This window comes from Paenibacillus glycanilyticus, from assembly GCF_051200795.1.
GTDB lineage: Bacteria > Bacillota > Bacilli > Paenibacillales > Paenibacillaceae > Pristimantibacillus > Pristimantibacillus glycanilyticus.
The window spans coordinates 356739-378230 of sequence record NZ_CP195155.1; the positions used below are offsets into that span (position 1 = coordinate 356739).

A 21492-nucleotide genomic window follows, 5' to 3' on the forward strand; every position below is an offset into this window, starting at 1 on the left:
ATAAACGTGACCTGAATTCACATAACGTAGAGGGTTATTTTTTACAAAGGGAAATAATCCTGCACGATATGTGAATTTTTTATTTTTTGAACAAAATAAGAATGTCATGTAAATCATATACAAGGTGGTAATTGAACATGGAACAAGGTACAGTAAAATGGTTTAACGCAGAAAAAGGATTTGGCTTCATCGAAGTTGAAGGCGGCAACGACGTATTCGTACACTTCAGCGCGATCCAAGGCGAAGGCTTCAAATCCCTTGACGAAGGTCAACGCGTTGAGTTCAACATCGTACAAGGCAACCGTGGTCCTCAAGCGGAAAACGTTGTAAAACTGTAGGATTGTACGTAAAAATGCCCCGGACTTCAAGGTTTGGGGCTTTTTTCATTATTACAGATCAGAGGAAAGAGGGATATGAATGTATTCTCGGAAAAAGACGGCTGAAGAACTGCCTACTGAATTAACAGTGGTATGGTCATGCTCGAGCGAGCAATGCAAGGGATGGATGAGGGATAACTTCTCATTATCCGAAGCTCCCGTATGCTTCCTATGCCAATCCCCGATGATCAAGGAAGAAAGAATGCTGGCTGTGGTAGCAAATACCAGCTTTAGCCATCAGAAATAGCATAACGAAAGCATCTCCTCATAAGGGAGATGCTTTTTTGCTGCCAACAGCTTTCCAGCCAGGAGGGGCCGTATATGCGAGGATTCGGCATGTCTATGTTATTTGCCGGCATCGTGCTTCTTATTCTTATAGGGGGAGTGCACAAGATTCCGTTGGATGAACAGACGTTAGCGGAGCGGGCATTAACTATGCGGGGTTATAAGCTGACCAATGACGCGGTGACGACTGACCGTTATATATTGGATAAGAGTATGCTGAAGGTTGGTCAAGGTAATTGGCCAATGATTATGATATGGGGTACACAGAAGGTGTCACCGGATGCGTACTTAGGCACAATGATAGAGGAATATCATTTTATCGTTACGAATCATCCTCTGAAGAGATTTTCCAAGACGAATACGGCGGTTACGGTCATGCTGGCAGAAGGCAGGGTGATCGGAGGGTATGCTTTTCCTCTTCCTCTAAGCAATGGTGCGATATTTATGGGCGGTCCAAGCTATTTGGATGGATCGGATATGGAGCATATAACGGGACTTACTTACGCCGAGTGGTTAGATCAGTGGACTTTGAAATATGGAAAAGCGGACTGAACCGACTGATCGCAAAAGGACGGAAGGTAGCTTGAATACCCTCGCGTCCTTTTATTTTTCACCTGGTCGCAGCCCCGCGACCAATCCCCGCAACCATCCGCGCAAGGCCGTACACCATCAAGTAACCCGTGCTGATGATAAAAGTCGGCGACCCCAGCACCGAGTGGATCTCGGTCATGTATATGGTATTGTCCATTATGGTTCGGGTGGCGGAAGTGGCGATGACGGTGGAGGCCAGGAAGATCGCGATGGCGGCGAGGCCGCCCAAGACGGATTTGCCCATCTGGCTCCGGTAGCTGATCCATCCGACAATGGCTGCGGCTATGGCCAGCCCTGCTCCGATGATAAAGATCATAAGGTTCACCTCTATCTACAGCTTTAGGCAAAAGGGTGATTCTTATGCGGTTTCTAAATTGACAGCGTTTTTGAGAATCGTTATCATATAAGAGGATTCTTTACATAGGATGAAAGAGGCAGTCTGGCGGTCCGGAAGGCCTGGGGGAATCATGAAACGGAGGTCGGAGACGTTGTTCGATTTTAGTCTCGTAAAGATGTATTACCATATTTCGCCCGAGGGGGCGGAGCATCCGATTTACGATATACCGGCAACGGGCTTTTTTGATCCGGCTACTCTACAGGAGGCGCTAAAGCGGAGCGGGGAGACGGTGCAGGCAATCTCGAACGCGCTGCCGGCATCGTTCATCGGAACTTCCCTGTGCAAAGTAAGCATCGTGCAGCTGTTGTTCGCTTCGATGTACAATCGGTTACTCGATATGTATCCGGATAATATCAACTACCAAGTGGAAATGAATGACGATCATGCCCATCTGGGCTATAAAATAAAAGAGCTCCGCTCCATTCCGGTGCCAACGGAGCCCGAAGCGCGTAAAGCCTTCCTGCTTCAACACTGGGCGGAGTATTTCACGAATTTCGTTACGCCTGCGATTGAAGCGATAGCCGAAGCCGGCGACCTGAAGCCGGATGCAATCTGGCAGCAGTTCAGCGGTCAGCTCAAGATGACGCAGGATTTCGTTGCGGCTCACATGCAAATGCCGCAGCTCACCGAGCAATTCCTGGCGGATAGCAAGCTGCTTGCGGAATTCCTTGATCCCGCGTTGTTCAATCGCAGACGCAATCCGTATTATCTCGCGAACCCGCGCTACGTGGAGAACCCGTACAATACGGAGGAGAAATGGCTTATTCCTTCCTCCTGCTGCATGTACGACCGCCGCGAGAACGGGACCAAATGCTACACATGCCCGCGTATGACCCATGACGAACGTGAAGCGAGAAAATGCGAAATTCTAGAGGAAGCCGCCGTGCACTAATACTTGCTTTCTACATAAAAGAGTATCTCCAGGCCGGGTTAACCGGAAGGAGATACTCTTTTTGCGTTTATGCGTTCTTTCATCCATTATCTTCGCGTAAATAGGAATGCTCGCTATTGAGCAGCTTCTTCAAATCCCCGCGGATCAGGGTATCCTTAAGCTCCTTTGGCTTGAAAGGAATGAGCGGCGATAAATAAGGAACGCCGGCACTTTTGAGCTGCGCCATGTAGATAATAACCAATGTAGTTCCCACGATAATCCCCGTGAAATCCAGGAAAGCTCCTAAGAACAGAAATAAGAATCTCAGGGTTGAAATGGCGGCGACTAACTTATTCAAGACGAGAAAGGTTAACATGAAGGTGACCGCGACGCTGACCAAGGCGAAAGGGTGGGTCAATTTGACTTTAACCAAGGAATCTCCAATCGTAATGGTACCCACTAATGAAATCAGGATGACTAAGCTTTGCGGAAGGCGGAAGGCAATATCGATCATGGTTCTAAAAATAAAGACGAGCAGGACCATCTCGAAAAACGGGTTCAGCAGTACCCCTTTCGGAATGAGGACCTTTGCGAAAGCCTCCGGAAGCTCGCTTTGATGGAAATTGCATAACGCAACAAAAATGGCAGGTATATAAATCGATAACAAAAAGCCTATAAACCTTGTGATTCTGTTTATTAACCTGCCGTAACGCGTATAGTACTCATCCGGCGTTTGGATGTTGTCCGTAAATAAGGACGGAACTATAATTGCCCGTGGCGTTCCATCCACAATCACCGCAACCCTGCCCTCGTACAAGCTCGAAGCGATGCTATCCGGCCTTTCGGAAGTCTGGCTTAGAGGGAATATGCTCTTGCTGAATTCAAGCGCCTCTTCAACGATTCGGGATTCGGTGACGTACTTTACTTTTATGGCGTGGAGCCGTTTCTGAACGAATTGTAAAACCTGCTGATCGACAACTCCGCTAAGGAACAGAATGGACACGTTGGTCTTGGCCAGAATTCCGACTTGCTGGGTATCTACACAGAAATCAGGGGTCTTTATCATCCCCCGCAGCAAGTTGATGTTCGTGGAGGCTTTTTCCGTCAGACCGATAATGGGTCCGCGCGGAGCTCGCTCCGAAATCGGCTTTTCCAGGCTTCGTTCTTTCCACTCCGCGATGTCGGTCAGAATGGCTTTGGCATAACCTTCAAATAGCAGGACGGCTTTGCCTTCGACAAGTCCGCTTGACAGCTCCTGGAATTCGTAGGCGGTCGATGTATCGGGAGCTTCTATCACTTGAGTGGCGACGTAGTCTATAAGCTCCCGTTCAACGGGTGTCATATGAAGCAGAGGGCGGATAACCGATTCCTGCAGCCGATTGCTATCGATTAACCCATCTATGTAGACAATAGAAGCTTTTAAATGAGCAGCTTGAATGTCCCTGATCTTCAAATCGGTTGTATGGTGGAAGCGTTGTTTGATGATCGCAAGGTTTTGGTCCAATTGCTTCAGCAGCATTTTCGGCTCGGTGTCGGTCATGATGCAGCTCCTTTAAGCGTCAACCTGTATAGGTACAGGTTGGAGCAAACCGAACCTTATTATACGCTTCGAACTGCGAACACCGGATCAAATCAATTCGGCATCGGAAACTGCATTTGCAGCCGGTGAATAAAGGTTTTGATAATCTTGGAATTGGACTTGCTCTTCGATTGCATCCAGCCAAGCGGGACGGGCGGCGCGGTAGGCAAATCAATGTCCAGTATTTTGTAGGTCGGGTAGTTCTGGTAATTGCCGTAGTTGAAGGAATAGTTCAAACCGAGCGTAATGGCGAGCTCATCGTCGAGAGCCTGACGGATGGCCTCCAGATTATTGGTCGTGAACAGCAGATTGGTTGCGCCGTAATGCTCGTTCAGGTGCTTGATGTACCAATCGATATAGTCCTCATTGTAGAGGGCAAGCGGATAACGCAGCAGATCTTCTGCCTTTACCCGTTCGCGCAAGGCGAGCGGGCTATTCTTATTGACGCAGCAGGTCATGCTGACGTCCATTACTTTCGTGAATTTGAGTCCTTCGACGCTAGGCTCGAGATCTTTGTAGAGGACGAGCAGGCCAAGGTCGATTTTATCCTGGTGAATGCTAGTGATCATTTCCTGGGAGTGGGTCTCCGAGATCTCGATCCGGATATTCGGAAAATCCTTCTTAAACGCCGCAATCGTCTTCACTAGCAGTGACATCGGTCCCGGAATGGTGGCAATGCGAAGCTCGCCGCTGATCGTATTGGTGAAGCTTTGCGCCTCTTCGCGTAGCTCCCGCACTTTTTCGATAATCTCGCTAACCTTCTCGATAAGGATGGTGCCTTCTGCCGTAGGGAAGGTCCCGTGTCTGGAGCGGGTGAACAGCTTTACGCCAAGCTCGGTCTCCAGATGCGTGATGGATTGGCTGATCGCGGGCAGCGTGACATGCAGGTTGTTGGAAGCGGCCGAGATCGACTTCACCTTGGCGACTTCCAGGATATATTCCAGCTGGTCAATATTCATGGCGGATGATCGTTCCTTTATTTTTATTTAACATCCCGTAAATTTAACTAAATTTATTATTACACTTAACCGTCCTATACTTGAATTGTAGGTTCATTCTTTATTCGTTTCGGGTTACACAACATAGAGACAAGGATGGTGCTTGGTTATGCGTCTGGAAGGCAAAGTAGCGATTATTACAGGTGCGGGTACCGGGATTGGGAGGTCGACGGCGCTTCGTTTCGCGAAAGAGGGAGCGAAGGTTGTCGTTACGGATATTAATGAAGCAAGCGTGAAGCAGACGGCCGACGAGGTGAAAAAGCTGGGCGGCGAAGCGTTAGCGATTCGCCACGACGTTGGCAGCGAGGACAACTGGATTCAGGTTGTTGACGAGGCGGTTAAAGCGTTCGGAACAATCGACGTGTTGTTCAATAACGCCGGTATTTACGTAATCAAGCCGCTGTTTGACACAACGGTGGAGGACTGGAACCGGCTGATGAATATCAACGTGACCAGCGTCTTCCTCGGCATGAAGCATGTCATTCCGGTGATGCTGAAGCAGCAGCGCGGTTCGGTCATCAATGCATCTTCCATCGCAGGTATTGGCGGTTCGCCGAACCATGTGCTGTATGGCGCCAGCAAAGGCGCGGTGCGGACGATGACGAAGGATGTAGCGATGGAATTTGCCACGCAGGGCATACGGGTCAACTCGATTCATCCGGGGTACATTAATACGGCCATGGTTGATTATGCAGCGGCAACAACGCATCGCGACAAGGAAGCGCTTGGACAGGCTGTTTCGCCGATTGGCCGGGTAGGCAACGTGGATGAGGTATCCAATCTCGTCTTGTTCCTGGCTTCGGACGAATCGTCTTACATGACCGGCACTGAGATGGTAATCGACGGCGGCGCGATGGCTAGATAAGCAATCATTTATTATTCTTCGAATAAGAGGTGGCATAACGATGCGTTTTGAAAACAAAGTAGCAATCGTAACCGGCGGAGCAAGCGGTATTGGGGAAGCGACAGTCCGTGCATTCGCGGCTGAAGGAGCGAAGGTCGTAATCGCGGATTTTTCGGACCACGGGGCAGCGGTAGCCGAAGAGCTGAACAAGCAGGGCTATGATACTCTGTTCGTAAAAACAAACGTAGCCGAAGAAGCAAGCGTCAAGGCGATGGTGGCCGCAACGGTGAAAAAATACGGCAAGCTGGATATTTTGTTCGCGAATGCGGGGATTGGCGCGCAAGGCGTTACTCATGAGCTGTCCATGAAGGACTGGCAGCGCATGATCGACATTAATCTGACAGGCGTATTTCTGTGCGATAAATACGCAATTGACCAGATGCTGAAGCAGGGCACTGGCGGAGCGGTCGTGAACTGCGGCTCGATTCACAGCCACGTGGCCCGCAACACCATTCCGGCATATTCGGCGGCAAAAGGCGGCGTGAAGCTGCTAACGCAAAGCACCGCGATTGCTTATGCGCAGCAGAACATCCGCGTGAACGCGGTTTGCCCGGGCTATATCGATACGCCGCTTATCCAAGGCGGCAGCGAAGAAGCCCGCCAATATCTGATTGATCTGCATCCTATGGGCCGTCTAGGCAAGCCGGAGGAGATTGCCAAGTCCGTTCTCTTCCTTGCCAGCGAGGATGCATCCTTCATTACGGGTACGACACTTACCGTAGACGGCGGTTATACGGCGCAATAATAGGCTGCAAACCGCAGACCGACCCCCTTATCTAGACGGATAGGGGGTTTTTCTAATAGGCGTTTTTTGAATCTGACTCCAGGGATGGTACAATAGTCCAAGAATTTGAAATTCGAGGAGTTGTTTTAACGATGAGCGAACTGAACGAAAAAGAACTGGTGAACTATCTGGCGGAGAAAACCAAAGTTCCGGCTGAAACGATCAGCCTGGTGCTGAAGCATGAGCAGGCTTTTATCGATAAGGCGCAAAGCTCGGCGAAAGGCCAAGTGATTGATATCGACAGCGACGAGCTGGTCGATTACGTGCTGAAGCAGCGCGATGTGAAGCTGGACGAAGTGACGGTCGAGAAGATTCTCGATATGGAGATGGATTATCTCGTCGAGAACGGCTACGCGGAGCATGAAGACTAATCGGATGTACATAATCGTAATGAAGAAGGCCATCTGTCCATTTGGGCAGATGGCCTTTCTATTATTGGCTTATTATTGCGATACCGCGGCTTTCTCGCTGTCTACCGGAACCGGGCGGGATTGCTCGATTTCTACGGTGGAAACGGCCTTGCGAGCCATCATCCGGTCGTAATAAGGCATCAGCCTGGAAGAGACGAAGGCCACGATTGGCGCGGTGAGAATCACGCCGATACTGCCGGTCATGCCTTGCAGCACTTCAATGGTGACAAGGTTCATATTGACGAGCTGGTCATAGGGCACCTTGTACGCATACAGGACAAGCAGGGACATAAGCGATGAGCCGGTAAAGGCGAGAATCAAGGTGGTTGCCATCGTCCCCATCATATCGCGGCCTACGTTCATGCCGGCAAGGAACAAGGCGCGTGGCCCAAGCTCGCGATTCGTTGTGTAAACCTCATGGACGGCCGATGCGATGGAGATGCCTAAATCCATAATGGCTCCAAGCGCGGCTATAATGACCCCGGCGAATAGAAGGCCTTCGACCTTCATGCCGGTATTGTCGGCGATAATGAGGAGCGTCTCGGAATCATTGGTATTAAAGCCGGAAATGTGAAGCAGATGACCCGCCAAGACCGCTACGCCGCCGGCCAGAATAACGCCAATCATCGTGCCGATGATGGCCGACAGCGACTTGGAGCTCCAGCCGTCGAGCAGCAGCAAGGTGGCGATTATCGTCGTCGTAACGACGATAATCGCTGCGAGCATCGGCGAGTAGCCCCGATACAGCATCGGCAGGAAGAGGAAGACGATGCTGCTGAAGGTAAAGAGGAGGGCAACGGCCGATTTCAGCCCTTTTTTGCCCCCGATCGCCCATAGAATAGCCAGGAAAATCGCGATCATGCCATAGAGATACGGCGCGCGGTAATAGTTGTAGATCGTCACGTTGATATGGGAAGCATCAGCCGTTGCAATGTTCACGACAAGCTTCGTACCCACCTTCGCATGGACGTTAAACATCGTGCTGAGGTAGTTGGTAACGGGCATGACTTCGCCTTTATGTTCACCGGACAAGATTTTGAGCTTCAGCTCCTGCGTTCCCCGGTACAGTCCTTCGATATGGGGATCCTTCTCAAGCTGTTCTTTGGTGATCTCCACGACCCTTGCTTTCTCGTAACGTTCATAACCGCTGCCTAGCTGCTCGTTAAACGTGAATTCATTCATCCGGTTGAACTGGTATACCGAGGCTGCGAATATGATCAGCAATGCGATAAATACGCCTGTCCGAAATCTGGGCTGCGCCATTTTGCTCCAAAATACGTTCACTGAATATTCCCTCCGTGTCCTTCGATCTTGTCCCCATCATAATAACGATTTGTTAATTAGGGATTAATTTACAATTTATTTAAGGAATAAACCAATTCCATTAACAATTCACCTATACGATAGGACAAGAGTAGACATGAACGGGAGGTTATTTCGACTATGAACCGTAAGAGGATCCGCCGGCTGCTTGCGGCAAGCATGCTGGGTCTGTTCCTGCTCGTTGCCGGATTAGGCGGGGGGAAGGCCGCATTAGCGCATAGCGGCAACAGCGTCGCGTATTCCGATATTGGGCTGAAGGACGGCTCCATTGCGTATGATCTTCGGATCGATATGTACGATCTTCGCCTTGCCGTCGCTCCGAACGACCCGGATGTAGGCGACTTTTCGCCGGAAGTGCTGCAGAAGTTCGTTACCGAGCATAAGGATGATGTGGAAGCTTACCTTTTGGGCAAAATCCATCTCTATGCGGACAGCCTGCCGCTGGAAGGTTCCTTGCTGACGCTGGAAGCAACGGTAGCTAGGGATCAGCCGTATGCGGAAGCGATCCTTCGCTTCGACCTTTCCGGCAAGCCGGAGCATTTCGTACTCGACTACCAGCCGATCTACGATGACGTGGATCAATGGCACATGAACTACGTGACGCTGGACCTTAAGCAGGACAGCAGCGATAAGCAAAGCTATGTCTTAAACTTCGACAAACGGGAAGTGGAGCTGGGGAAAATCAGTCTGCTCCGCGCGGTGAAGCAGTTCTTCATTCTTGGCATCGAGCATCTGATTACGGGTTATGACCATATTTTGTTCATGCTTAGCCTCTTGATCGGCGCGCGTTCGATGAAGCAGATTCTAGGGGTCGTGACGGCATTTACCGCGGCTCATACGGTAACGCTCCTGCTGGCCGGCTTTGGCGTTATTCATCTGCCGGGCAAGCTGGTCGAGTCGGTGATCGCGCTGAGTATTATCTATGTGGCCTTGAACAGCATTCTGAACAAAAACGCGAGCAAGCATAATCTGTTCCTGGCCTTCGGCTTTGGTCTGATTCATGGGTGCGGCTTTGCGGCTACGCTGTCGGAGATGAGGCTGGACGGGGGGCAAATGGCGGCATCGCTGCTGACGTTTAACGTGGGCATCGAGTTTGGTCAGCTGATGATCGTCTTGCTGCTGTATCCGGTTATTCATTATGCCCGCCGGATTCGTTGGACCATGCCGGCCATGTCGGCGACGATTTCGGTGTTTGGCTTGATCTGGCTGATTCAGCGTGCGTTTTTATAGGACGGAATTGCGATGCTTAGTGTATAGATTTCATGAAGGTACGACAGAATTTTACAAATACTTCACCATTAGGATAACATTGCCAAAACATTTAACTACTAAGGTTTTTATGATGCCTTAGATAGACAAGCCTCACAGGTCAAGGCAATCAAAAAGTGGGAGGGTATTACATTGTTTAACGTTTTGAAGCAACAAAAAGGCGTGCGCAAAGGACTGTACTCCGTACTGGTCGCTTCTGTACTCGCCACGTCACTGACGGCAACGCTCGTTAACGCGGCGGATGAGCCGGGCACAGGTGTCAGCACGCAAGCGGTTGATCCGTACACGGTGAGCAACATTCTGCTTAACCCCGGCGCGGACGAATCGCAGGTCAACCTGACTTGGTATTCGGCAGCAACGCAGCCGGTAGGCACGGTTGTTCAGATCGCGAAAAAAGCGGATGTGGTTGACGGCGTATTTCCTGCTGCAACGGCTGCTTCGTTTAACGGTACATCCTCGGCTGCGGTGACGGGCTTTTTCTCCAACAAAGCTACGATCACGGGACTTCAGGAATCAACCGATTATGTATACCGCGTAGGTGACGGTCTGGACGAGCATTGGAGCACGGCATATGACTTCAGCACGAAAGACTCCCATGATTTCAGCGTCATGTTCGTAGGCGACCCTCAGATCGGCGCTAGCGGCAATGCAACGACGGATGCAGCAGGCTGGGCGAACACGCTGACGAAAGCGACTCAAATGTTCCCGGACATGAGCTATATTATGTCGGCCGGTGACCAAGTCAACACCGCTTCCAGCGAATCCGAGTACAGCGGCTTCCTGAGCCCGGCTCAGCTTCACAATCTGCCGGTTGCAACCGTTGTCGGCAACCATGACGGCGCGGTAAACTACAAGTACCACTACAACCAGCCGAATGAGTCGGCTCAATACGGTACGACCGTTGCCGGCGGAGACTACTACTATACGTACGGCGAGACTTTGTTTATGGTATTAAATACAAACTCCGCTAATAGCGCGGAGCACGAGACATTTATGAAAAACGCGATTGAAGCGAATCCGGATGCAAGATGGAAAATCGTCACGTTCCATCACTCCATCTACAGCCCGGCCAACCATTCTACGGATGCATCGATTCTTAACCTTCGCCAAGTGCTGTTCCCGGTATTTGATAAGCTGGACATCGACCTTGTCTTTATGGGCCATGACCATTCCTACGTGAAGACGTACCAAATGGAAGGCGACCAGGCGATCAAAGGCCAAGCGATGGACAACGGCGTTTTCGTTAACCCGAAAGGGATCATGTACCTGACTGCGAACTCCGCTTCCGGCAGTAAGTACTACGATCTGAAAACAACGCTGAACGACTACTACTCCGATGTGAAGAGCCAGCTGAAGGTTCCAACCTTCTCGATGATCAACATCGACCACAACTCGATTTCCGTAGATACTTACCGCACGGACACCATGGCTAAAGTGGACACTTACACGATGGTTCACACGGACATGTCGGGTCTTGAAATAACAACGCCTCCAACGAAAAAGAGCTACGGGGTTGGCGAGCTTCTGGACACAACGGGCCTGACGGTCAGCAAGATCAACCTTGACGGCTCCAAAACCGCATTGCCGCTTGACCAAGTAACGATCACCGGCTTTGATTCCGCAACAAAAGGCACAAAGCATGTCACGGTTACTTATACGGTTGCCGGCGTTCCTTACACAGGTACGTTTGACGTGGTAGTCGGAACGATGGTGAAGATTCACGCCAAGCAGGATACGATTATCAAGGAGGAAAGTCCGGGGGCAGAGTTCTATCTGGCTCTTGGCAAATCCGACAAGGTCAATGTGCTTGATGTAACGTTCAAGTTTGATGCGTCGAAGTTTACGTTTGATCCGGCGACAGGGGCAGAGCTTCTGGACAAAACAAACGGCTTCCTGCAGGCCAATGAAGTCGAGCCGGGCACGGTACGCGTGATCGCGGGCTTCCAAGAGCATCCGATAACGCTCACTGAGTTCACGGATCTGATCAAGCTGACATTCAAACCGGTTAATCCGGATGTAGACAACGTTCAAGCGGATGTTCAGCTTGATAAAGTTGTCGTGAACACCAGCTCGGAGAATACCGATCTGGGCGCTATTTTCGATAAATTGCCATCCTCCATCCTAATCCGTTCCTACAAAGATATTACGGACCTGTACAAGGACGGTACGCTGACTTCGGCCGACTTGTCGGTCGCAATCGATCATTACCGCGCAAGCTCGACTGACGCTGACTGGGCAACATCGAAGCTGGCGGACGTGAACTTCGACGGCAAGGTCGACTTGACGGACTTCACGATTATTATCCTTCATATTTTCCAAGGCAAGTAAGCACTTATTAGCAGCAGGAGAAGGCGCCTCGCCGCCTTTTCCTGTATTTTAAACCCATGAGGAGTTCATGATGATGAAAAAGAAATTGTTAGCAGGTCTGCTGTTTATCTGCTTCCTGGTTCTCCCGTTTAATGCCTTGGCTTTTGCGGCCGATTCTTCTACGGTTCAATTCTCGAAGCAAGCGATCGAAGTCGACAAGAATGCCTCCTCCTTCTCGGTTGATCTCGTTCTCAATTCGCAGACTCCATTTAGCAGCGCGGAGTTTGGTATCAAGACGGACAGCCATGTACAGTTAAAATCGGTAACTTATTCGCAAGCAATCGGCAGTGCCTCGCAAGTATCCATGAAAGAAAAGAACGGCATCAGCTATTTTGGATTTTTTGATACATCGAACCATTTTTCGGGAAGCTTTACGGCTTGTACGCTTACCTTTACTTACACGGACAGCGCGGCTGCCGTTGTTACCTTGGCAGAGACAACTCTGACGAGATTGACCGGAACGGGCGGGGCCACCAGCGAGAGCCTCACTCCTAATCAAACGTTGCAAATTACGCGTTCAGCTTCGAATACACCGGGCGGGGGGACACCTGATCCGGGCAATGGCGGAAATACGGGTGGATCGGATTCCAACGTTTACACGCACGTGATCGACAATACGAAAGCTCTGGAAGCTCTAGAGCATGCGACTCTGAACAGCCAAAATATTAAAACCGTTTCCTTCGAAGTGAAGAGCACGGATGTAGGCGGCGCGAAGGAAATTGCGTTCCAGCTGCCATACTCTCTGTTCAACGCCGACGAGAAACGCCAGGTTGAGATCAATACGCCGTTTGGTACGGTTACCATTCCGGATCATGTCATCCCGGCCGGCCAGCTTGGCTCTGCTCAAAGCTTGACGCTACGCGTAAAACAGGTCGATCCGGCAACACTGCCGGCTTCCGCCCAACAGCAAGCAGGCAGCCGCCCGGTGCTGGAGCTGCATTTTGAACTGGATGGCAAAGCGATTGAATGGAAGAACGAGCAGGCGCCTGTTCAGGTCGTGCTTCCGTTCACGTTGTCTCCGACGGAGAAAGTAAACGCGGATCTGATTGTTGCTGCTTATATCGACGGCAACGGTAAGCTGCAGATTGTACCGACAGGACGCTTCCATGCGGAAAACGGTGAAATGAGCTTCTCCACCACGCATTTCAGCTTGTATACGATTGTGAACGGCAGCAAAGCCTTCAAGGACACAACGTCATCGTGGGCGCGTCAGGACATCGAGGCGCTGGCGATCCGCGGTATTATTAACGGCACAACCGCCGATACGTTCTCGCCAAACGCTCATATTACGAGAGCGGACTTCACGAAGCTGCTGGTAGGCGTACTCGCCAAGCATGCGGAGTCGACGGGCACGGGCTTCAAGGACGTTACGTCCAAGGCTTATTACTATGAAGCCGTTATGACTGCTCAAGCACTTGGTCTCGCAAGCGGCTCGGGTGACGGCAAGTTTAATCCGGGGGCTTCGATCTCCCGCCAGGATATGATGGTGCTGCTCGACCGTGCCTTTACGGCAGCGGGGCATCCGCTGAAGGAGACGGCAGTGCTATCCGGCTACAAGGATGCCGCCAAGGTAGCGGCTTACGCAAAGCCAAGCGTAGAGAAGCTGATTGCTTCGGGCATCATTAACGGCAGCAACGGTTACCTGACTCCTCAGAACAACTTAACCCGCGCCGAGGCGGCTAAGGTTCTTCATTTGTTGTATAACGAGCTTTATTAAACGCAAACCACCCCTGGTGAATGTCAGGGGTGGTTTGTCGTCAAAACGCAAAGACACCGTGGATGTAGTTCACGGTGTCGTCAAGATGCAAAGACATTGTGGATGTCGTCCACGTTGTCTTTTGTCGTCAAGACGCAAACCTTCCCCTTGATGAAAGTCAGGGGTGGTTTGTTGTTATCCGGCTAATCGCGGCCACGCTACAGTGGATTTCCTCCAGCATAACGGGCAGCTTTTGGCTTGTACGTTGATCTACGCTGGATGGACTCCATTATAATCGCCCATTTTTGGACGATAGTGGCTCATTCCGTGGCTATTTGCTGGAGTGAGTCCAACGTAGCGTAAATTGTGCGCCTTTCAGTCCGATTTCACTGGAGAGAATCCAATGTAAGTACGCTAAGAAGCAAAGCAAAGGGCTGTCTCAATGAGACAGTCCTTTGCTTGTTGGAGCAATGTAGATCAGACCTGCGATCGTCACTGACTACCCTTTGATCGTTACCGAATTATCGGTCGTATTGTTCTTCATCTCGAGGTGAAGAATTTTGCTGAAAAATTCATCAGGCACATAGAGCGAGCCTTTTATGAGTTTGGGCGCGGCAAACAGTTGAACCGGAGCCATTTTGTTAATGGTGTAGCTGTTTTTGCCAACGGTTACGGATGTCCATTGCGCATCGCGGGAAATTTCCGCGCTTTGCGTCTTGTTGCTCCATTTGACCTTGTAGCCCAGCGCTTCCGCGGCTTTACGAAGCGGGATGTAATGCGCGCCGTTCGGGCCGGCCGCCAGATCCTTGGTGGACAAGGTTAAAGTTGGGCCAACCGAGGTAGTGGCATCCACAGGAATGTTGATGATGCCGCCGGCATAAGGGGCAATCTCGTATTGCTGGAACACCAGATTCACGGCACCTTTGCTGTCTACGAAGTAGGTATGATCGGCATCGATTTTGAATGTTGTCATAGCGTCCGGGAAGAAGTTATCCGGATTTTTGCTGATGGCGTAACGCACCGCGCTGCTCGCTGCAGCAAAGCCGCCGTCGCCAAGCGCCTGCTCAAGCGTCAGCTCGGCAGCCTGCTGGCTGTTTACGATATTATAGCCCTCTACGGCAGTGCCGCCGTGAGCGCCGCCGGTGTACTCATAGGTGGACACGGTGAAGGAGACAATCCCCTTTGCGGCCGTGCTGCCGTCGGCTTTCAGCTCGTAGGCTACATTAAGTTCGTAAGCGCGGAACGGATAATCGTTCTCCTGCGCGGACTTTTTGTCATCGGCGGCGAGAGCTTTCAGCTTGTCGATTTCCTTCGTCGCTTTTTCCTCGATGCTGGCATTTAATTTATCTTGATAGGAAGTGTCGAGCATACCGCTGATGACGGGAACGGAGATTTTTACGGTAAGCAGATCGGAGGATTCCTCAATCACTTTCGTTGTTACTTTAACGGCTTGCGTATCGGGAAGTACCGCGCTGATTGGCACTGCTGTAATGGGTTCTGCAGTTACGGCAACGGGTACGGCGGTGGATTCAGCTGCCATTGCCAGCGCGGGAGTAAAGGCAAGCAGGCAGGAGCCGGCAACGGCAATGGTGAGCATTTTAAAAGGTTTTTTCATGATGGGTGGCCTCCTAGTTATCAATTCGGAAATTGAAGTCACCAAGTAGACGGTTAAGGGTATCGAAAAGTTTCATTGCTAAACTAAATTTTTATTCCGGCCGGCCGGAGACTCCTCCTCCGAAAGCGATCCGGTATCCATCGGCGTCTTTAATGGTAAATTCGCTCCAATGCTCCGAGTAGTTAGGGCCGTTAACAAACTCGACAGCTTTAGCCAGGCACTCTTCCGCGAGCAAGTCCACGGCATCCGTGTAAGCAAAAGCATCGAAATATAAGCCGCCTTGCACAGCGGAATTTGGCCGCACGTCATCCTTGTTTACGGCAGGGTGCAGAATAAAGGTTATTTTTTCTCTTGTTACATGGACATGTCCGCCAATCTCTTCATAGGTAAACCCGAGATTGAGGTAGAACGATGAGGCCTCTTGTATATCTTTAACCAGCAAAACGATAGATGAACCCGTTATCTTGGCTTTTGCTGCTGTTAACTCGCTCATTTTACCCTCTCCAAACGTATGGAATATAAACCCATTTATTATTAAAATCATACAATGCGGCCCAAGTTGGAGCAATATAAGAAATGGACTGGCCGGTTAGTCGGACGAATGGATAGGTTAGTGGGAATTCTGTTTCGTCTACGTTGCACGGAATACAGGATAATCAGCCCCGAAGGGCCAGTGCTAGGACGTAAGCTGCACGGAATGCAGGATAATCGGCCAAATTGGTTCAAAAAGCCCCCGAGGAGTCCCAATATACTGCATTCTATACAGCATAACTTGAGCAGGTAGCGCGAAAGCGGCGATTATCCTGCATTAAATGCAATCTGGCTTTGGCAGATTGAACGGCTGAAGAGCGGCAGGGCCGGAGCGGAGCGGAAGGCATGCTCGCTGAGAAGCGCAGCGCTCGCCTTTGTACCCGGATTTCAACCGCTATAGCGGTATATTCGAGGAAATCAGGGTACAACAGCGATCGAAGGAGCATGCCTTTTATGCAGCGATAACGCCTAAAAAACATAGCTTGAGCAGGCAGCGCGAAAGCGGCATTTCTTTCTCTCTTTTTTACTACAATCTGGCCTTGGCAGATTGAACGGCTGAAGAGCGGCAGGGCCGGAGCGGAGCGGAAGGCATGCTCGCTGAGAAGCGCAGCGCTCGCCTTTGTACCCGGATTTCAACCGCTATAGCGGTATATTCGAGGGAATAAGGGTACAACAGCGATCGAAGGAGCATGCCTTTTGTGCAGCGATAATGCCCGCCAAACTCATCTGTTCAACAGCCACACAGCCAGATTGTAGAGTTTTTCGGCTATTCCCGACATATTGCGGCGCGGCGGCAACCGGTATAATGGAAGAGAACAAGAAATCATCCGATTCAAATGGAGGGTTTGTCCACGTGACGAAACAATCAATGACCGCAATACTTGAGCAAATGACGCTGGAAGAAAAGATTTTTCAGCTGATGCAGCTTACCCCTAATTTTCTCAGCGAAGATGACGCTAACCTGACGGGTCCGCTGGCCTGGATGGGCGTTACGGAAAATATGGTGAACAATGCAGGATCCGTGCTGAGTGCCGTTGGCGCGAAGGAAACGATAGCCCTGCAGAAAAAATACATGGAGAACAGCCGCCTCGGCATTCCTCTGCTTCTTATGGCGGATATTATCCACGGCTACCGTACGATTTTCCCGGTGACGCTGGCGATCGGCAGTACCTGGGACCTGGAGCTGGCGGAGAAAAGCGCCGCGATTGCAGCGAAGGAATCGGCCGTTACGGGCATTCACGTGACGTTTGCGCCGATGGTGGACCTCGTCCGCGACCCGCGTTGGGGCCGCGTAATGGAGTCAACCGGTGAAGATCCGTACCTGAACAGCGAATACGCGCGTGCCTTCGTCCGCGGCTTCCAAGGCGATGACCTGGCAGGCGATATGGACCGCGTTGCCGCTTGCGTGAAGCATTTTGCCGCTTACGGCGCAGCGGAGGGCGGACGCGATTACAATACCGTCAACATGTCGGAGAGACAACTTCGCGAGTCCTATCTGCCGGCTTATAAAGCCGCGCTGGACGAGGGCTGCGAGATGGTGATGACGGCCTTCAACACGGTTGACGGCATCCCGGCCACCGGCAACAAGTGGCTGATGCGGAACCTGCTTCGCGACGAGTGGGGCTTTGACGGCATGCTGATTTCCGACTGGGGCGCGGTAGGCGAGATGATTCCGCATGGCGTTGCGGCGGACGGCAAGGAAGCCGCGCTGAAGGCGATTGAAGCCGGCGTCGATATGGAAATGATGACCTCCCACTATGCGAACCATTTGAAGGAGCTTGTGGAAGCAGGCGAAGTGGATGTCAAGCTGATTGACGAGTCTGTGCTCCGTATTCTGAAGCTGAAGGACAAGCTGGGTCTCTTCGAGAACCCGTACCGCGCGGCAAGCGAAGAACGGGAGAAGGAAGTGCTGCTATCGCCCGAGCACCGGGCTGCGGCACGCGAGATCGCGGCTAAGTCCTTCGTGCTGCTGAAGAACGAACAGCAGGCGCTTCCTCTCCGCAGCGGGCAAAAGCTAGCGCTTATCGGACCGTTTGCGGAAAGCGGGGATATTCTGGGCCCTTGGTCGATCTGGGGCAAGCAAGAGGAAACGGTGCAGCTGCATGCGGGTCTATCTGCCCATAAGGCTGCGGATATCGTTGCGGTAGCGAAAGGCACCGACATCGACGCCGTGACCGAGGAGCAGCTTCAGGAAGCGGTCGCAGCGGCATCGCAAGCCGACGTAATCGTGCTGGCGCTGGGCGAAAGCTCCGAGATGAGCGGGGAAGCGGGAAGCCGCGGAGACATCCGTCTGCCAGAGGCGCAGCTGGAGCTTATTCGGAAGCTGAAGCCGCTTGGCAAGCCAATCGTGGTGGTGCTGTTCAACGGCAGACCGCTTGACCTGCATGGTGTTATCGAGGAAGCGGATGCGCTGCTCGAGGTTTGGTTCCCGGGTACGGAAGGCGGCAATGCGATCGCGGATGTGCTGTTCGGCGACGTGAATCCGTCCGGACGTCTGACGATGTCTTTCCCTTATTCCGTTGGCCAAGTCCCGGTGTACTACAACAACTACAATACCGGACGTCCTCTTACGCCTCAGAATGCGAATGAGCGTTACGTCTCGAAATATTTGGACATGCCGAATGCGCCGCTTCTGCCGTTTGGCTACGGTCTGAGCTATACGAGCTTCTCGTACAGCGAGGCCACCCTGTCGACGGACGTTATGAACGCAGGAGATACGCTTCGGGTATCGGTTGACGTGACAAACACGGGAGCTGCTGCCGGCGAAGAGGTTGTCCAGCTGTACGTGCGCGATCTTGCCGGCGAGGTGGTCCGTCCGCTGAAGGAGCTGAAGGGCTTCCGCAAGCTGGCTATCCAGCCGGGCGAGACGCAGACAGTGACATTTGAGATTTCCGAGGAGCAGCTTCGTTATTACCATGCGGATCTGCAGCTGAAGAGCGATGCAGGCGAATTCCATCTCTTTGTAGGCCCTAACAGCCGCGATGCGGAAGCGAAATCGTTCCGCCTTACGAAATAAAACAAAAAAAGCGCGGCCCGGCCACAGGCAGGTTCGCGCTTTTTTTGCTTACAGCGACTTTAATGGAGCATGCCCGTCAGGTAATAGCCAATCTCCACTGCTATATCAGGGATTATCTGCCGATTTCACGGTAAAAGAAAGAATGGCGGTTTATTTCCGACATTCCGAGAGTGAACCTAATATGTATCCGCATTCATGTATGGAAAATGGACTAATCTGCCCCTTTTCGCGTTTATATCGCAGTTTACAGAAATGGGGGAACGGGTCTATGATCAAATCTGCAAAACTTCATATGTTCGTATTCGCTGAGTTTCCGTTAGAAACGGAGAGCAGGGGAACCAATTGCGATAGGCAGGAAAGTGCATGCTTGTCGCCGGGGTGAATCGGCATGCCGGCCGCAATGTTGCGGCAGCAGGCTGTAGGGCGACTCTAGACGCCCGAATCCGTCAGCTAACCTTGTAAGCGTTGATAGAGAGGGTGAACTTCGGTTATTTTTACGGGCCGCGGGAGGATACTCTGCGGTCTTTTTTCTGTGCGTAGAAAAAAGCAAAAGTGGTTACATTAGCACTGATAAGTGTTTGAGTAACCAAGTATCCAGGTATTAGATGTTTAACTTCAACGTTGGCGGTGACCTGTGTGTTTACTCTTATCAAAAGATTACTGATCGGGCGTCCCCTTAAGTCCACGGAATTAGGGGAACAGAAGCTCATTAAAACGAAGGCGCTTGCGATCCTGTCCTCGGATGCCTTATCATCCGTTGCATACGGGCCAGAGCAAATTTTGCTCGTCTTGATGACCGTTAGCGCAGCGGCGTTTTGGTATTCGATTCCGATTGGTGTCGGGGTGCTGGTCTTATTAACGGCACTTATCCTGTCTTACCGGCAAATCATATTTGCCTACCCGCATGGCGGGGGAGCTTATGTCGTATCGAAGGAAAATCTCGGGGTATTCCCGGGCCTCATATCCGGCGGCGCCCTGCTGGTCGATTATATATTGACCGTAGCGGTAAGCGTGTCGGCGGGTACGGACGCGATCACGTCCGCTTTTCCAAGCCTGCACGAGCATTCGGTACTAATCTCTATCGTGTTTGTCCTTTTTATTACGATCTTAAACCTGCGGGGCGTGACGGAATCGGCGTCTATCCTTGCTTATCCCGTTTACTTATTTGTGCTTGCGATTGTTGTCATGGTCATTGTAGGCTTGTACAAAATCGCTACAGGCGACGTATCGCCTACGCTTCACACCTCGTTAGGAACGCCGGTTGCGGGTATCAGCCTGTTCCTGCTGCTTCGTGCGTTTGCATCCGGCAGCTCGGCTTTGACCGGGGTTGAGGCCATCTCGAACGCGATCCCGAACTTCAAGGATCCTGCGCCGAACAATGCGGCCAAGACGTTATTAGCGATGGGCGGCCTGCTCTCGATCTTGTTCTCGGGTATCGTCTTCCTGGCGTATTACTACGGTATAGCGCCGAAAGAAGAAGTAACGGTTGTGTCGCAGATCGCCGAAGGGATATTCGGACGCCATACAATGTATTATTTTATCCAGGGTACTACGGCTCTTATCTTGATCCTGGCAGCCAACACCGGCTATTCGGCTTTCCCGCTGCTGGCCGTTAACCTGGCGAAGGATAAGTTTATCCCAAGAATGTTTACGGCTCGCGGCGACCGTCTCGGTTACTCGAACGGCATCATCAGCTTGGGGATTCTGTCCATCATTCTGATCATTGCGTTTCAGGGCAAGACTGAGCATCTCATTCCGTTGTACGCGGTTGGCGTATTTATACCGTTTACGCTGTCGCAGACGGGGATGCTGGTCAAATGGTTCCGCCAAAGGCCGAAGGGCTGGGTTGGCAAGTTCATCATTAACTCGATTGGGGCCTTGATCAGCTTTATCGTAACGATGATGTTCTTCCTGACGAAGTTCGAGCAGGTATGGTCGATTCTGATTTTCCTGCCGCTTATTATTTTCGTGTTCCACCGGATCAAGAAGCACTATGAAGCGGTTGGCGAGCAGCTTCGCCTGGCGACCTGCGAGCCCGTGATGCCGATTGAGGGCAACGTGATGATTTTGCCGGTATCGGGGATTACGCATGTTGTCGAGCATTCGATTCTATATGCCAAGTCGCTGAAGCCTGAACAGATCATTGCCGTATACGTTCCTTTTGAAAAAGAGGATGAAGCCATCTTCGAAGAGAAGTGGGAGAGATTCCAGCCGGATGTCCGGCTCGTAACTCTGCATTCGCCTTACCGCTCCATCTCGAATCCGCTGTTCAAGTTTATCGATACGGTACAGCGCAAGGCGAGCGAGAACAATTACCAGGTAACCGTCATTATTCCGCAGTTTATTCCGAAGAAGGGCTGGCACAACATTTTGCATAACCAAACGAGCCTAATGCTCCGTGCCCAGCTTCTTTACCGCAAGGATGTCATCATCACCACCGTGCCTTACCATTTGAAAAAATAGCCCAAAGCCTCGGTCC

18 protein-coding genes and 1 riboswitch are annotated in these 21492 nt (G+C 51.4%); of the genes, 12 read left to right on the plus strand and 6 right to left on the minus strand.

Annotation, left to right across the window (positions count from 1 at the left end; translation table 11 throughout):
• The first annotated feature begins 137 nt into the window (after positions 1–137).
• The 3 genes from ACR9FF_RS01760 to ACR9FF_RS01770 all read left to right on the plus strand — a co-directional run bounded on the left by ACR9FF_RS01760 (position 138) and on the right by ACR9FF_RS01770 (position 1214).
• Entirely contained in the window at positions 138–338 is a 201-nt protein-coding gene (locus ACR9FF_RS01760) for a cold-shock protein (protein ID WP_127497351.1), read from the plus strand.
• A 79-nt stretch (positions 339–417) separates the two neighbouring features.
• Positions 418–624: a cold-shock protein gene (locus tag ACR9FF_RS01765; protein ID WP_308443831.1), complete on the plus strand. Its 207-nt coding sequence runs from the start codon at positions 418–420 to the stop codon at positions 622–624.
• Positions 625–698: 74 nt separating this feature from the next.
• Positions 699–1214, plus strand: a complete 516-nt coding sequence (locus tag ACR9FF_RS01770) for a hypothetical protein (protein WP_435168506.1) — start codon at positions 699–701, stop codon at positions 1212–1214.
• A gap of 58 nt (positions 1215–1272) precedes the next feature.
• On the opposite strand, the gene ACR9FF_RS01775 is transcribed toward ACR9FF_RS01770, so the two are convergent.
• Positions 1273–1569 (minus strand): hypothetical protein, encoded by a 297-nt coding sequence (locus tag ACR9FF_RS01775; RefSeq protein WP_435168508.1) that lies wholly within the window; start codon positions 1567–1569, stop codon positions 1273–1275.
• A 151-nt stretch (positions 1570–1720) separates the two neighbouring features.
• Between ACR9FF_RS01775 and ACR9FF_RS01780 the strand changes: the two genes are divergently transcribed.
• The gene (locus ACR9FF_RS01780; protein ID WP_435168510.1) at positions 1721–2542 is read left to right on the plus strand and encodes a (2Fe-2S)-binding protein; all 822 of its coding nucleotides are present in this window, start codon (positions 1721–1723) and stop codon (positions 2540–2542) included.
• Positions 2543–2621: 79 nt separating this feature from the next.
• Here the strand turns inward: ACR9FF_RS01780 and ACR9FF_RS01785 are convergent, their stop codons facing one another.
• The gene (locus ACR9FF_RS01785) at positions 2622–4061 is read right to left on the minus strand and encodes a spore germination protein (protein WP_435168512.1); all 1440 of its coding nucleotides are present in this window, start codon (positions 4059–4061) and stop codon (positions 2622–2624) included.
• A gap of 92 nt (positions 4062–4153) precedes the next feature.
• Positions 4154–5059 (minus strand): LysR family transcriptional regulator, encoded by a 906-nt coding sequence (locus tag ACR9FF_RS01790; protein ID WP_435168514.1) that lies wholly within the window; start codon positions 5057–5059, stop codon positions 4154–4156.
• A gap of 148 nt (positions 5060–5207) precedes the next feature.
• On the opposite strand from ACR9FF_RS01790, the gene ACR9FF_RS01795 reads away from it, so the two are divergent.
• The 3 genes from ACR9FF_RS01795 (at position 5208) to ACR9FF_RS01805 (ending at position 7157) form a co-directional block, all read left to right on the plus strand.
• A complete protein-coding gene (locus ACR9FF_RS01795) occupies positions 5208–5963 on the plus strand; it encodes an SDR family NAD(P)-dependent oxidoreductase (protein WP_435168516.1) in 756 nt (251 codons plus the stop codon).
• Positions 5964–6003: 40 nt separating this feature from the next.
• The gene (locus tag ACR9FF_RS01800) at positions 6004–6747 is read left to right on the plus strand and encodes an SDR family NAD(P)-dependent oxidoreductase (protein WP_435168518.1); all 744 of its coding nucleotides are present in this window, start codon (positions 6004–6006) and stop codon (positions 6745–6747) included.
• Between the two features lie 131 nt (positions 6748–6878).
• Complete coding sequence (locus ACR9FF_RS01805) at positions 6879–7157, plus strand: hypothetical protein (RefSeq protein WP_248758282.1); 279 nt, start codon at positions 6879–6881, stop codon at positions 7155–7157.
• Between the two features lie 72 nt (positions 7158–7229).
• On the opposite strand, the gene ACR9FF_RS01810 is transcribed toward ACR9FF_RS01805, so the two are convergent.
• Complete coding sequence (locus ACR9FF_RS01810) at positions 7230–8480, minus strand: YibE/F family protein (protein WP_317981765.1); 1251 nt, start codon at positions 8478–8480, stop codon at positions 7230–7232.
• A 159-nt stretch (positions 8481–8639) separates the two neighbouring features.
• Here ACR9FF_RS01810 and ACR9FF_RS01815 point away from each other — a divergent pair, with 159 nt between their 5' ends.
• The 3 genes from ACR9FF_RS01815 to ACR9FF_RS01825 all read left to right on the plus strand — a co-directional run bounded on the left by ACR9FF_RS01815 (position 8640) and on the right by ACR9FF_RS01825 (position 13872).
• Positions 8640–9749, plus strand: a complete 1110-nt coding sequence (locus tag ACR9FF_RS01815) for a HupE/UreJ family protein (protein ID WP_435168521.1) — start codon at positions 8640–8642, stop codon at positions 9747–9749.
• A gap of 171 nt (positions 9750–9920) precedes the next feature.
• The gene (locus ACR9FF_RS01820; protein ID WP_435168523.1) at positions 9921–12116 is read left to right on the plus strand and encodes a metallophosphoesterase; all 2196 of its coding nucleotides are present in this window, start codon (positions 9921–9923) and stop codon (positions 12114–12116) included.
• A gap of 73 nt (positions 12117–12189) precedes the next feature.
• Positions 12190–13872, plus strand: a complete 1683-nt coding sequence (locus ACR9FF_RS01825) for an S-layer homology domain-containing protein (protein WP_435168525.1) — start codon at positions 12190–12192, stop codon at positions 13870–13872.
• A 478-nt stretch (positions 13873–14350) separates the two neighbouring features.
• Here ACR9FF_RS01825 and ACR9FF_RS01830 read toward each other — a convergent pair whose 3' ends face one another.
• Together ACR9FF_RS01830 and ACR9FF_RS01835 are read right to left on the minus strand one after the other, a co-directional pair.
• Entirely contained in the window at positions 14351–15466 is a 1116-nt protein-coding gene (locus ACR9FF_RS01830; protein ID WP_435168528.1) for a PdaC/SigV domain-containing protein, read from the minus strand.
• 91 nt (positions 15467–15557) lie between these two features.
• On the minus strand, positions 15558–15959 hold the full coding sequence (locus ACR9FF_RS01835; protein WP_435168530.1) for a VOC family protein: 402 nt from the start codon (positions 15957–15959) through the stop codon (positions 15558–15560).
• A gap of 891 nt (positions 15960–16850) precedes the next feature.
• Here ACR9FF_RS01835 and bglX point away from each other — a divergent pair.
• Both bglX and ACR9FF_RS01845 read left to right on the plus strand, forming a co-directional pair.
• Positions 16851–19013, plus strand: coding sequence for a beta-glucosidase BglX (gene bglX, locus ACR9FF_RS01840; protein WP_435168532.1), 2163 nt, complete (start codon positions 16851–16853; stop codon positions 19011–19013).
• Between the two features lie 293 nt (positions 19014–19306).
• Positions 19307–19494, plus strand: a riboswitch (cyclic di-AMP (ydaO/yuaA leader).
• A gap of 155 nt (positions 19495–19649) precedes the next feature.
• Positions 19650–21476 (plus strand): APC family permease, encoded by a 1827-nt coding sequence (locus ACR9FF_RS01845; RefSeq protein ID WP_201007393.1) that lies wholly within the window; start codon positions 19650–19652, stop codon positions 21474–21476.
• Positions 21477–21492 lie beyond the last annotated feature (16 nt).

Bases quoted from the DNA above. Each gene is read 5' to 3' on its own strand.
- ACR9FF_RS01785 (WP_435168512.1), bottom strand. From the start codon at position 4,061: ATGACCGACACCGAGCCGAAAATGCTGCTGAAGCAATTGGACCAAAAC.
- ACR9FF_RS01765 (WP_308443831.1), top strand. From the start codon at position 418: ATGTATTCTCGGAAAAAGACGGCTGAAGAACTGCCTACTGAATTAACA.
- ACR9FF_RS01775 (WP_435168508.1), bottom strand. From the start codon at position 1,569: ATGATCTTTATCATCGGAGCAGGGCTGGCCATAGCCGCAGCCATTGTC.
- ACR9FF_RS01835 (WP_435168530.1), bottom strand. From the start codon at position 15,959: ATGAGCGAGTTAACAGCAGCAAAAGCCAAGATAACGGGTTCATCTATC.
- ACR9FF_RS01795 (WP_435168516.1), top strand. From the start codon at position 5,208: ATGCGTCTGGAAGGCAAAGTAGCGATTATTACAGGTGCGGGTACCGGG.
- ACR9FF_RS01830 (WP_435168528.1), bottom strand. From the start codon at position 15,466: ATGAAAAAACCTTTTAAAATGCTCACCATTGCCGTTGCCGGCTCCTGC.
- ACR9FF_RS01800 (WP_435168518.1), top strand. From the start codon at position 6,004: ATGCGTTTTGAAAACAAAGTAGCAATCGTAACCGGCGGAGCAAGCGGT.
- ACR9FF_RS01770 (WP_435168506.1), top strand. From the start codon at position 699: ATGCGAGGATTCGGCATGTCTATGTTATTTGCCGGCATCGTGCTTCTT.
- ACR9FF_RS01790 (WP_435168514.1), bottom strand. From the start codon at position 5,059: ATGAATATTGACCAGCTGGAATATATCCTGGAAGTCGCCAAGGTGAAG.
- ACR9FF_RS01780 (WP_435168510.1), top strand. From the start codon at position 1,721: ATGAAACGGAGGTCGGAGACGTTGTTCGATTTTAGTCTCGTAAAGATG.
- ACR9FF_RS01825 (WP_435168525.1), top strand. From the start codon at position 12,190: ATGAAAAAGAAATTGTTAGCAGGTCTGCTGTTTATCTGCTTCCTGGTT.
- ACR9FF_RS01760 (WP_127497351.1), top strand. From the start codon at position 138: ATGGAACAAGGTACAGTAAAATGGTTTAACGCAGAAAAAGGATTTGGC.
- ACR9FF_RS01815 (WP_435168521.1), top strand. From the start codon at position 8,640: ATGAACCGTAAGAGGATCCGCCGGCTGCTTGCGGCAAGCATGCTGGGT.
- ACR9FF_RS01805 (WP_248758282.1), top strand. From the start codon at position 6,879: ATGAGCGAACTGAACGAAAAAGAACTGGTGAACTATCTGGCGGAGAAA.